The 12,358-nt window shown below is 47.4% G+C and carries 14 protein-coding genes; all 14 read left to right on the top strand.

Annotation, left to right across the window (positions count from 1 at the left end; genetic code table 11):
- Window positions 1-329: IS30 family transposase (locus tag KNQ04_RS08995; RefSeq protein WP_214849744.1), on the top strand; the 329-nt coding region annotated here is incomplete at its 5' end.
- Between the two features lie 58 nt (window positions 330-387).
- Window positions 388-897, top strand: a complete 510-nt coding sequence (gene rimM, locus KNQ04_RS08990; protein WP_214849741.1) for a ribosome maturation factor RimM — start codon at window positions 388-390, stop codon at window positions 895-897.
- Window positions 894-1,622: a tRNA (guanosine(37)-N1)-methyltransferase TrmD gene (trmD, locus tag KNQ04_RS08985; RefSeq protein ID WP_214849738.1), complete on the top strand. Its 729-nt coding sequence runs from the start codon at window positions 894-896 to the stop codon at window positions 1,620-1,622. The genes rimM and trmD overlap by 4 nt, the downstream gene beginning before the upstream one ends.
- Before the next feature lie 112 nt (window positions 1,623-1,734).
- A complete protein-coding gene (rplS, locus tag KNQ04_RS08980) occupies window positions 1,735-2,088 on the top strand; it encodes a 50S ribosomal protein L19 (protein ID WP_029330849.1) in 354 nt (117 codons plus the stop codon).
- Window positions 2,089-2,188: 100 nt separating this feature from the next.
- Entirely contained in the window at window positions 2,189-2,728 is a 540-nt protein-coding gene (gene lepB, locus KNQ04_RS08975) for a signal peptidase I (RefSeq protein ID WP_214849736.1), read from the top strand.
- Between the two features lie 244 nt (window positions 2,729-2,972).
- Window positions 2,973-3,839, top strand: coding sequence for a ribosome biogenesis GTPase YlqF (ylqF, locus tag KNQ04_RS08970; protein WP_214849734.1), 867 nt, complete (start codon window positions 2,973-2,975; stop codon window positions 3,837-3,839).
- A 61-nt stretch (window positions 3,840-3,900) separates the two neighbouring features.
- The gene (locus KNQ04_RS08965) at window positions 3,901-4,653 is read left to right on the top strand and encodes a ribonuclease HII (RefSeq protein ID WP_214849725.1); all 753 of its coding nucleotides are present in this window, start codon (window positions 3,901-3,903) and stop codon (window positions 4,651-4,653) included.
- Window positions 4,654-4,666: 13 nt separating this feature from the next.
- On the top strand, window positions 4,667-5,548 hold the full coding sequence (locus tag KNQ04_RS08960; protein WP_214849723.1) for a hypothetical protein: 882 nt from the start codon (window positions 4,667-4,669) through the stop codon (window positions 5,546-5,548).
- Window positions 5,545-5,805, top strand: coding sequence for an EscU/YscU/HrcU family type III secretion system export apparatus switch protein (locus KNQ04_RS08955; RefSeq protein ID WP_088837376.1), 261 nt, complete (start codon window positions 5,545-5,547; stop codon window positions 5,803-5,805). The genes KNQ04_RS08960 and KNQ04_RS08955 overlap by 4 nt, the downstream gene beginning before the upstream one ends.
- 88 nt (window positions 5,806-5,893) lie before the next feature.
- Entirely contained in the window at window positions 5,894-7,054 is a 1,161-nt protein-coding gene (gene sucC / locus KNQ04_RS08950) for an ADP-forming succinate--CoA ligase subunit beta (protein WP_214849721.1), read from the top strand.
- Window positions 7,055-7,067: 13 nt separating this feature from the next.
- Entirely contained in the window at window positions 7,068-7,985 is a 918-nt protein-coding gene (gene sucD, locus KNQ04_RS08945; RefSeq protein ID WP_214849720.1) for a succinate--CoA ligase subunit alpha, read from the top strand.
- 63 nt (window positions 7,986-8,048) lie between these two features.
- On the top strand, window positions 8,049-8,876 hold the full coding sequence (gene dprA / locus KNQ04_RS08940) for a DNA-processing protein DprA (protein ID WP_214849717.1): 828 nt from the start codon (window positions 8,049-8,051) through the stop codon (window positions 8,874-8,876).
- A 47-nt stretch (window positions 8,877-8,923) separates the two neighbouring features.
- Window positions 8,924-11,020 (top strand): type I DNA topoisomerase, encoded by a 2,097-nt coding sequence (gene topA, locus KNQ04_RS08935; protein ID WP_214849694.1) that lies wholly within the window; start codon window positions 8,924-8,926, stop codon window positions 11,018-11,020.
- A gap of 3 nt (window positions 11,021-11,023) precedes the next feature.
- Window positions 11,024-12,328 (top strand): FADH(2)-oxidizing methylenetetrahydrofolate--tRNA-(uracil(54)-C(5))-methyltransferase TrmFO, encoded by a 1,305-nt coding sequence (trmFO, locus tag KNQ04_RS08930; protein ID WP_214849691.1) that lies wholly within the window; start codon window positions 11,024-11,026, stop codon window positions 12,326-12,328.
- The last annotated feature ends 30 nt before the right edge of the window (window positions 12,329-12,358 follow it).

The following is a 12,358-nucleotide window of genomic DNA, read 5'->3' as shown; positions in this document are numbered from 1 at the left end:
TTCGAGCATTGCATCTCTATTTCCCACTGGGAACGTTCAAGACCGCGACGACAGATCGTGGAAAAGAGTTTAGCTGTCATGAACGAATTCGTGAAGCGTTAGGCTTACCGATGTACTTCGCTGATCCGTATTCTTCTTGGCAACGTGGGAGTAACGAGAACGCCAATGGTCTTCTCCGTGAATTTTTCCCGAAGGGGACGGACTTTGGAAAAGTAAGTCGCTCTGAACTCGCTCAAGCGCTCGCCTGGATAAATGGTAGACCAAGAAAATGTCTTAACTGGAAAACTGCATACGAGGTCTTCTCGGAAGAAGTGTTGCACTTAATTTGACAATCTATCTTGCAAAAAAAGATCTGATTGACGATTTTAAAGGAAGGAAGTGAAGAAAATGCAATGGTTAGAAGTCGCGAAGATCGCGAACACACATGGTTTAAAGGGCGAATTGAAGTTGCTCGCGAGTACTGATTTTCCGGAAGAACGCTTTAAAGTCGGAAATGATGTATTTCTCGAAACGGAGGGTACGTATGTTCCCCTGACGGTCAGCAGTTACCGAAAACATAAACAATTTGTCATGGTGACCTTTAAAGGGATGCATCACATTAACGACGTCGAGAAATATAAGGGGTTAAAACTCTTTGTCCAGCCGGAAGTCTTACAAGAGCTCGCAGAGAATGAATACTATTACCACGAAATCATTGGGTGCGACGTCTACGATGGTGAGACGAAGATTGGTGTCATCTCAGAAATCTTAGAGACCGGAGCAAATGATGTCTGGACGATTAAACGTCCAGGAAAAAAAGACGTCTTGATTCCGTATATCGAACAAGTCGTCGCGTCGATCGATGTGCAAGAAAAGCGGATTCAAATCACACCGTTACCTGGATTGATTGAAGGATGAACATCAAAGTCTTGACGCTTTTTCCGGATATGTTCACGGCACTGAACCATTCAATCGTCGGACGGGCACAAGAAGAGGCACGGATACATCTCGAGTACATTAACTTTCGGGACTATTCGACAAACCGGCATGGACGTGTCGATGATTCTCCTTACGGGGGTGGTGCAGGGATGTTGTTGACGCCGCAACCTGTTTTTGACGCCGTTGCAGCCTTGCCGAAAGCAAACCGGCGCATCATTGCGATGACACCGACAGGACAACGGTTTGATCAAAAAATAGCGGAAAAATGGGCGCGGGAATCAGAACTGGTTTTCTTATGCGGCCATTACGAAGGATTTGATCAACGGATTCATGATGAACTGGTGACGGACGAAGTGTCGCTCGGTGACTTCGTCTTGACGGGCGGGGAACTCGCGGCGATGACGATGATTGATGCTGTTGTCCGACTGTTACCTGACGTCCTTGGCAAATCGGCCAGTCATGAAGACGATTCCTTTTCGACCGGACTGCTCGAATACCCCCATTATACCCGTCCTGCCGACTATAACGGATTAGTGGTCCCGGACGTCTTATTATCCGGGAATCATGCAAAAATCGAGCAGTGGCGAAGACAACAGGCTTTGAAACGAACACAGGAGCGACGTCCAGATTTACTTGAGTCAGCCGATTTGTCGGCAAGTGATTTAAAGTACCTCCGGTCAATTTCAGGATTGTCAAAAGAATGAAACTGTGATAAGTTAAAACATGTGGCAAAAGCCACCTATTAACGATGTTCCGCTGTTGGATGCAATAAGCAAATGAAGATAAGAACATTGGTGAAAAAAGGAGAAATCATTCATGAACACACAACAATTGTTCCGTGAAATTACACAAGAACAAATCAAGTCAGACGTCCCTTCGTTCCGTCCTGGGGATACAGTCCGTGTACACGTTAAAGTCGTCGAGGGTACGCGTGAGCGGATCCAGCTTTTCGAAGGCGTAGTTATCAAACGTCACGGTGGCGGCATCAGTGAAACTTTCACAGTCCGTAAGATTTCTTACGGAGTTGGCGTAGAGCGTGCTTTCCCGCTCCACTCACCACGTGTTGCACAAATCGAAGTCGTTCGTTACGGTAAAGTCCGTCGTGCGAAACTTTACTACCTCCGCAACCTTCGTGGTAAAGCGGCACGTATTAAAGAAATTCGTCGTTAATCATGTGAAAAAGTGGCTTGTCTTCGGACAAGCTTCTTTTTTTTATCGTTTATGCGTATACTAAGTCTAGAGTAAAGATTTAATCAAAGGAGTGGAACGCGTGAAGGAGTTATTTAGTTGGGTAAAGGCGCTTGTCGTAGCGCTCGTGATTGCGTTCATCATCCGAACGTTTCTATTCGTCCCGGTCATCGTGGACGGCGAGTCGATGATGCCGACACTGCACAATTCAGACCGGATGGTCGTCAATAAGGTTCCCTATTACTTTAATGAACCAGAACGTGGCGATATCGTCGTCTTCCATGCGACGGAAACACGTGACTATATCAAACGTGTCATCGCTGTCCCAGGTGATACGTTGTACTACAAGGATGATATACTGTATATCAACGATAAAAAAGTGGAAGAACCCTATTTAAAAGAATTTAAAGCACAAATGAATGGTGTCCCGTTGACGGAAGACTTTACGTTAGAAGAACGGACTGGCGAAACGAAAGTTCCATCCGGTAAAGTATTCGTCATGGGAGATAACCGTCAAAACTCGAAAGATAGCCGTGACATCGGGTTCGTCGATGAAGATCAAATCGTCGGAACGACGAATTTCGTCTTTTATCCGTTCGGCGATTTACGATCAGTTGATTAAAAATCAAGACCTCGCAACAAAATGCGTCTACCAGAAACAGTTCCATCAGCCGTGCGTTTGATGGAAGAAGGTCAGGAATTGAGTAGTGTCCGTACGACACCACTTCTTTTCTTGGCTTTTTTTGCGTATACTAAGGGATGGATCGTTTCTTGAGAACGAAGTGACGGTAACTGCAGCAGGTCTTACCGCGTCACACAACATGAAGTTAGCAGTCCAGCAATATAATGGAGTTGAGGTGGAATATATGACGATACAATGGTTCCCTGGTCACATGGCGAAAGCACGCCGCGAAGTTCAGGAAAAGTTAAAATTGATTGACGTCGTCATCGAATTGGTCGATGCACGTCTCCCGATGTCGAGTCGCAATCCGATGGTTGAGCAAATTACGGCAGGAAAACCGCGGTTAATCGTTTTGAACAAAGCCGATATGGCGGACGCGCGTTTGACCGAGCGGTGGATGAAGGCGCTTCGTAAAGACGGAGTCGATGTCATCGCCGTCGATGCAAAACACAATAAGGGTCTCGGGCAAATTCATGAAGGTGCATTACGCCTGATGAAAGAAAAACATGACCGCATGCGTGACAAGGGACGAAATCCGAGTGCGATTCGTGCGTTGATCATCGGCATCCCGAACGTCGGGAAATCAACGTTAATCAATCGCCTTGCCGGACGAAACATCGCCATCACGGGTGACCGTCCAGGTGTGACGAAACGTCAGCAATGGATCAAAATGAAGACGGGTGAGATGGAGTTGCTTGATACACCTGGTATTCTCTGGCCGAAGTTCGACGATCAGTTGGTGGGATACCGCTTGGCAGCGACAGGCGCAATCAAAGATGATATCTTAAACATCGATGACATCGCGCTGTTTGCCATCCGTGAGCTCAAATCGCGTTATCCGGAACAATTGATGGAACGTTATCGCCTAGACGATGTGTCCGGTGAAGCTGTTGATGTATTAGAAGCAATCGGCAACAAACGTGGGTTCACTTCAGGTGGATACGTCGACTTTGAACGGACGAGTGAGATGTTGTTACATGAGCTGCGGACGGAAAAAGTCGGGCGTGTGACACTTGAAACAGTCGAAGAATGGGCAACTACTGCAGAATAAGACGAGCTTGGAACCTTCTCTAGAAGGTCCAAGCTTTTTTCGAAATAGGAGTGAATGTCAGATGAAGATTCAAGACTTAAAAGAACGGCTTAACGGGATTTCGCGTGAACAATTCGCAGCCATCGAACAGGAATTGGCACACGATCACCGAACAGGAATCAAGACGTTACTAAAGCAAACGAGTCGTCGATTTGTACTCGAAGAACAGCAACGTCTTAGTTTTAAGGAGCGTTCTGCATTTGAAGAAGCATACCGTGCAGAGGGATGGAGGAAAATCGCCGGTGTCGACGAAGTCGGGCGTGGCCCGCTCGCCGGTCCCGTCGTTGCGGCAGCCGTGATTTTACCAGACGGTTTTTATCACCCCGCGTTGACAGATTCAAAACAGATGTCGAAAAAACAACGGCAACTGGCCTATCAGCATATTCGCAAAGTCGCAGAGGTCGCGATTGGCATCATCGAACCAGCAGAGATTGACCGGATCAATATTTATCAAGCCTCGAAACAGGCGATGTTACAAGCGGTGAATGGCGTTTCTGCAGAGGCTTTACTCGTCGATGCGATGGAACTTGATGTCGATCTACCTCAAACGTCGCTGATTAAAGGGGACGCACGAAGTGTCTCGATTGCAGCGGCAAGTGTCATTGCGAAAGAAACGCGTGATGCATTGATGGAACATTATGCGACGCTTTATCCGGAATACGGATTTGAACAGCATGCAGGATACGGGACGGCACAACATTTACAGGCGCTGGATACATACGGCGTAACGCCGATTCACAGGAAAACATTCAAACCGGTTCTTGAGCGACTTTAGGAGGTGAATGCGTGTGCAAATCGAACATCGGGCCTTACTTCCCTTTAAAATCATTGATCAAGCCAACATGCCGTTACGTGAAGGGGCAAATGTCGTCGGGAAAGTATTGAAATTATTGCCGGACGGATTGATGGAGTTGCAAGTCGGACAACGGGTCCTGACGGCCGGAACGACGGCTGACTTGAAGGAAGGAATGGCGTACCGGTTCGTCGTGACGAGCACGGAAGGACAACCCGTACTGAAGATTTTATCGGAAGCACCACAAACTGCGGTGAAACAAGTTCTGCCTTCGATGCTTGAGAGTCTCTTGCGCCCGAGTGTAGAGGGGCTCCCTCAGACGACACGTGCGATATTACAACAACTCGGCCAACGCGCAACGATGGAAGGTTCGGGTGAGACACTGAAGCAGGCGATTGTTGAGCTCGTTCAAATGGCGCGTAATGCAGAGGAAGGTCAAGGGACGCTCGACCGGAAGACGAGTGACCAAATCCTGACCCAACAACTCATCCAAGCGACGAATGAACCGGGGCGAGGGCTCTTTATGTTGCAACTGCCACATTTCGGTCCTTTTGAAGAGGTCGACGTGACGATGGAGGCACCCTTCGACAAAAAAGAATTGAACCCGGACCATGCCCGGATCGCTTTTTATCTGAAACTGCCCAAGTTAGGTGAAATTGCGATCGACTTATTGATTACTGATCGAAAAATGGCGGTGTCCGTTTTTCATCCGGATCAACGAATTAGTGCATTCATGGCTACCTATCAACCGATGATGGAACAACGGTTAAAAGAGCAAGGGTATGAGTTGATTCGTTTTGAATTAGTCGAGCAAACAAAAGAGCGGGTTCCGATCGATTTGACGCGACGAAACGGAAGGGTGGACTACCAAGCATGAAAAAAGCAATTGCCTTATCTTATGAAGAACAGATGGCAGCCCCGAAAGTCGTTGCCAAAGGGTCAGAAATCGTCGCCGAGCGAATCTTAGAAGAAGCGATTCGACACAATATTCCGATTCGGCAAGATCAAACCTTGGTCACATTACTCGATGCGATTGAAGTATCCGAGCAAGTTCCACCCGAGTTGTATGGGGTCATCGCCGAGCTGTTTGCCTTTTTATATCAGCTCGATCATGAAGGAATCACGAAAAAATAAATGCTTTCGGTCGATAACGATAGACAGCGCTTCCAATTTTAACTACAATGAAAGAGCCGAAACTAAAGGGGTTAAGGGGGATTTTTTCATGAATGTACATGAATATCAGGCAAAAGAGTTACTTCGTTCGTATGGTGTACCCGTACCGAACGGAATCGCAGCATTTACGGTCGAAGAGGCAGTTGATGCAGCAGAACAATTGTCAGGCCCAATCAAAGTTGTCAAAGCACAGATTCACGCAGGGGGACGCGGTAAAGCTGGTGGTGTCAAACTAGCAAAATCGCAAGAAGAAGTAAAAGAATTCGCGACGGAGTTACTCGGCAAAACGCTCGTCACGCATCAAACAGGACCTGAAGGTAAAGTCGTGCAACGTCTTCTTGTCGAAGAAGGTTGTGCGATCGATAAAGAATACTATCTCGGGATTGTCCTTGATCGTGTGACTGGTCGTGTCGTCATCATGGGTTCAAGTGAAGGCGGAATGGATATTGAAGAAGTTGCAGAAGCGACTCCTGAAAAAATCATCAAGGAAGTCGTTGATCCAGCAGTCGGACTTCAAGCTTTCCAGGCACGTAAATTAGCGTTCGCGATGGGTGTACCCGTCAAACTCGTTAATAAATTCGTTGGTATGGTAACGAAACTGTATACTTTCTTCGTCGAAAAGGATTGCTCGATCGCTGAAATCAATCCACTCGTCACAACAAAAGACGGCGACGTCGTTGCGCTTGACGCGAAGCTGAACTTTGATTCAAACGCATTGTACCGTCATGCGGATATCGTCGCACTCCGTGATGAAACGGAAGAAGATCCACGTGAAGTCGAAGCATCGAAAAGCGATTTGAACTACATCGCGCTTGATGGAAATATCGGTTGCCTCGTCAATGGCGCAGGTCTCGCGATGGCAACGATGGACATCATCAAACACTTCAGTGGCGATCCGGCGAACTTCCTCGATGTAGGTGGCGGCGCGACGAAAGAGAAAGTAACGGAAGCGTTTAAATTGATTCTTTCGGACGATAACGTCAAAGGAATTTTCGTCAACATCTTCGGTGGAATCATGAAATGTGACGTCATCGCAGAAGGTATCGTTGCGGCAACAAAAGAAGTCGGCCTAGAGTTACCACTCGTCGTTCGTCTTGAAGGAACAAACGTTGACGCAGGGAAACAAATTCTCAAAGATTCAGGTCTAGCGATTACAGCAGCTACATCAATGGCAGACGGCGCAGAAAAAATCGCTGCGCTCGTGAAGTAAGGGGGAGCTAAGGATGAGTATTTGGGTAAATGAATCAACAAAAGTGATCATTCAAGGAATTACAGGTAATCAAGGGATGTTCCACGGGGAGCAAATGATTGATTACGGAACGAACCTCGTCGGTGGTGTCACTCCAGGTAAGGGCGGAACAGAAGTACTTGGTGGCGTTCCTGTATTTGATACGGTTGCACAAGCAGTCGACAAAACAGGTGCAAATGCATCGATCATCTATGTACCACCAGCATTTGCAGCTGATGCGATCATGGAAGCAGCTGATGCGAATATCGCGTTAATCATCTGTATCACAGAGGGGATTCCAGTCCTTGATATGGTAAAAGTAAAACGTTATCTTGACGGAAAACCAGTCCGTTTGATTGGTCCGAACTGTCCAGGTGTCATCACACCAGGCGTCGCGAAACTCGGAATCATGCCTGGTTACATCCACACACCAGGTCATGTCGGGATCGTCTCACGTTCTGGGACGTTGACGTATGAAGCGGTTCACCAATTGACGACGGCTGGAATCGGTCAATCGACGGCTGTCGGAATCGGTGGCGACCCGGTCAATGGAACGGACTTCATCGACACGCTCAAAGCGTTTAATGAAGATCCGGAAACAAAAGCGGTCATCATGCTTGGTGAAATCGGTGGAACAGCAGAAGAAGAAGCGGCTGAGTGGGTCAAAGCCAACATGACGAAGCCGGTCATCGGATTCATCGGTGGACAAACTGCTCCTGAAGGCAAACGTATGGGTCATGCGGGTGCCATTATTTCAGGTGGTAAAGGTACGGCATCGGAAAAAATCAAGACACTTCGTGCAAATGGAATCGAAGTCGCAGAATCTCCAGCGGTCATCGGTGAAACGTTAATTCGTGTCATTAAAGATGCTGGAATCTATGAAGAATGTTTGACAGGTTCAACGGTCAAATAAAAATGTCGAGAGCTGTCCTGAAGATTCAGGACGGCTTTCTTCTATATAAAAGGAGTGTATGTGATGGAGCGAGAATGGTATGTTCGATTTGCTGCTTGTCGTGTGCCTTATCCAATCGTTGCCTTAGTTGAACAATATGGAATTTTATCCGTCGATGATCTTCCGACAGATGCTGAAAATAAAAAACGGTACAAAAAAGCCCTTTACCTCGATCAACTCCCGTCCCAGTTACTTGTCCCATCTGATCCCGAATTTCCACAACAGTTACTCCAGATCCCGCGACCGATATATGGTCTGTATTATGCAGGTGATCCGTCACTCTTACAGCGCCCACTGATTAGTATGATCGGGAGTCGGACCCCGTCACCGTCCCACAAAGAACGTTTGTCATTTTTACGTCCATTCTTTGAATCACCCTTCGTTACCGTCTCAGGCGGAGCGTATGGGATCGATTCACTCGTTCATCGCTTATCGATCAAGTACAATCAACCGACGATTGCCGTCATGGCGACGGGTCTCGACCTGTTATATCCGAAACAACATCATGCCCTCTTCGAACGAATCACACAAACGGGACTCCTCCTTTCTGAATACCCCCCGCACACGCCAGTTCAAAAATATCAATTCCTAGAACGTAATCGAATCATCGCTGGATTATCTTCTGCTCTCGTCATCGTCGAAGCAGCGTTAAAAAGTGGGACGATGAATACAGCAGGACATGCCCTTGACCAAGGAAAAGATGTCTATTGTCTGCCGGGTTGTCCGACAGAAAAAATGTTTCAGGGAACAAATCAATTGATCGCAGAAGGGGCGATTCCGCTCTTAAATCCAGAAGAAGTTTCAAAAAGTATCTTGATGAACGTTGACAAATGGGAATCGAGACTACTATGATAAGTGAGATTAAAATACGAGTACGCCTCTAATAGGGAGCGATTGCAATGGCAAAATATTTAGTAATCGTCGAGTCACCTGCAAAGGCAAAAACCATCAAACGTTATCTCGGTTCGAACTATACCGTGAAAGCATCGATGGGGCATGTCATCGACTTGCCAAAAAGCCAGATGGGTGTCGACGTCGAACATGACTATCAACCAAAATATATTACGATTCGTGGTAAAGGTCCGGTCTTGAAAGAATTGAAAACGGCTGCTAAAAAAGCACAAAAAATCTATCTCGCGGCCGACCCCGACCGTGAAGGGGAAGCGATCGCTTGGCATTTAGCGAAAGCCCTCGGTGTCGATGAATCGACAGAGTGTCGGGTCGTCTTCAATGAAATCACAAAAGACGCCATCAAAGACTCGTTCAAGAAACCCCGCAAGATCAACTATGATCTTGTCGACGCGCAACAAGCGCGGCGTATTTTGGACCGTCTTGTTGGGTACAGCATGAGTCCGTTACTTTGGAAAAAAATCAAAAAAGGATTATCAGCGGGACGTGTTCAATCCGTTGCCGTGAAGATGATCATCGACCGGGAACAAGAAATCAATGCCTTTTTACCAGAGGAGTACTGGACGATTAAACTGGAGCTTGATGCGAACGGCGAAAAACTTGAAGCAAACTTTTATGGTGTCGACGGTAAAAAACGTGAACTGCATTCGGAAGAAGAGGTCAACGAAATTTTGGCAAAACTCTCTGAATCCTTCACAGTCGACTCCGTAACGAAAAAAGAGCGTAAACGTAACCCGGCGTTACCGTTTACGACAAGTTCGCTTCAACAAGAAGCAGCCCGTAAGTTGAACTTCCGGGCGAAGAAAACGATGATGATTGCCCAGCAACTGTATGAGGGAATCGAGTTAGGAAAAGAAGGAACGGTCGGTTTGATCACGTATATGCGTACCGACTCGACACGGACTTCTGAAACAGCGAATCTCGAAGCGCACGGCTTCATCGAAAACGCGTACGGGAAAGAATACATTGCTGTTGAAAAACGAAAAGAGAAAAAAGCAGCGAATTCACAGGATGCTCACGAAGCGGTCCGCCCGACTTCGACGATGCGTGATCCGCAACTTGTCAAATCGTATTTATCACGGGATCAGTTCCGACTCTATAAACTTATTTGGGAACGATTTGTCGCAAGTCAAATGGCACCGGCGATTCTGGATACGGTCAAAGTTGATCTTAACTCGAACGATGTCATGTTCCGGGCGAACGGTTCGACCGTCAAATTCCCAGGATTCATGAAGGTCTATATCGAGGACACAGATGATGAAGCGGTGACTGATGTCAAAGAAGGACTCTTGCCACCACTTGAAGACGGCGAAGTCTTGCAACAGGAATCGATTGATCCGAAACAACACTTTACACAACCACCGCCACGTTATACAGAGGCACGATTAGTGCGAGCGATGGAAGAACTGGGAATCGGTCGCCCTTCGACGTACGCACCGACACTCGATACGATTCAAAAACGAGGGTACGTGACGCTTGAAGAAAAGAAATTCTTACCGACGGAACTCGGAGAGCTCGTCATCGACATGATTAGTGATTATTTCCAAGAGTTCATTACCGTTCAGTTCACAGCGGACATGGAAGCTTTACTCGATGCCATTGAGAAGGGTGACATGCAGTGGACGGAAGTTGTTGATCCGATCTATAAATCATTCGCAAAACGTTTGACGCGGGCAGAGGCAGAAATCGAGAAAATTGAAATCAAAGATGAACCAGCAGGAGAAGATTGTGAAGTCTGCGGTCATGCGATGGTCATCAAGATGGGCCGGTACGGCAAGTTCATGGCATGTTCGAATTTCCCGGAATGCCGAAACACAAAACCAATCCAAGTCGAGATTGGTGTCAAGTGTCCGACATGTGGTACAGGGGATATCGTCGAACGCCGCAGTAAAAAAGGACGGTTATTCTACGGATGTTCGAATTATCCGGAGTGCGAATTCGTCTCATGGGATAAGCCGGTCGAAGAGCCGTGTCCCGTCTGTAGCAGTATGATGGTACAAAAGAAAATCAAGAACGGTGTGAAGGTTGAATGTACATCGTGTGGACATCATGAAACGCGCATCGATCAGGAGCAAGAGGAGGAATGACCGTTGAAACGAGTAACGGTAATTGGTGCCGGGCTCGCAGGTTCTGAAGCAGCATGGCAACTTGCGAAGCGTGGCGTCCAAGTAGATTTATATGAAATGCGACCAGTGAAGCAGACACCTGCTCACCATACCGATCAATTTGCAGAACTCGTCTGTTCGAACTCGCTCCGTGCGAATCAATTGACGAATGCAGTCGGTGTATTAAAAGAAGAAATGCGACAGCTTGATTCACTGATCTTGAAGGCTGCCGATTTAGCGAGTGTCCCTGCAGGGGGCGCGCTCGCTGTCGATCGGCATGACTTTGCAGGATATGTGACAGAGACTCTGAAGAATCACCCGAACATCACGGTTCATCACGAAGAACTCGAAGCGATTCCGGATGGTCCGACAATCGTTGCAACGGGTCCGCTGACAAGTGCTGCCTTATCGGAGTCACTTAAGCAGTTCACGGGAGAAGATTATTTGTACTTCTTCGATGCGGCAGCACCGATTCTCGATGGTGATACGATTGACCGTGAGAAAGTCTACCTGAAATCACGTTACGATAAAGGCGAAGCAGCTTACTTGAACTGTCCGATGACAAAAGAGGAGTTCACGCATTTCCATGATGAGCTGATTCGAGCGGAAGTCGTTCCGTTAAAAGAGTTCGAAAAAGAAATCTACTTCGAAGGGTGTATGCCGTTTGAAGTGCTAGCATCACGTGGACCCAAAACATTATTGTTCGGCCCAATGAAACCAGTCGGACTCGAAGATCCGAAAACAGGCGAACGTCCGTATGCAGTCGTCCAATTGCGCCAAGATAACTCAGCAGGGACACTCTTCAACCTCGTCGGTTTCCAAACGCACTTGAAGTGGGGCGAACAAAAGCGCATCATCCGTTTGATTCCGGGTCTTGAAAACGCGGAGATTGTCCGATATGGTGTCATGCACCGGAATACGTTCGTCAATTCACCGAACTTATTACAAGCGACGTATCAAACACGGACAAGACATGATTTATTCTTTGCCGGTCAAATGACAGGGGTCGAAGGATATGTCGAGTCAGCAGCATCCGGTTTAACGGCAGGAATCAACGCGGCACGGTTAGTGAATGAAGCAGAGCCGATCGCTTTCCCGAAAGAGACGATGATGGGGGCGATGGCGCACTACATCACGACGACGGAAGGAAAGAACTTCCAACCGATGAACGCGAACTTTGGACTTGTTCCAGGACTCGTCGGTCATCCTGTCCGAATGAAAAAGACTGAAAAGTATGCGCTCCTTGCTGAGCGAGCATTAGATGCGATCAAGGACTTTACTGAGCTATAAGAAAGGTGGGGGGGAAGCCGCAGAAACAGC

Origin of the sequence: Exiguobacterium sp. s193 (genome assembly GCF_018618755.1) — a bacterium.
In the GTDB taxonomy this organism is placed as follows: domain Bacteria; phylum Bacillota; class Bacilli; order Exiguobacteriales; family Exiguobacteriaceae; genus Exiguobacterium_A.
The sequence above is the reverse complement of the archived record's forward strand: the minus strand, read 5'-3'. Positions and strand labels throughout refer to the sequence as shown.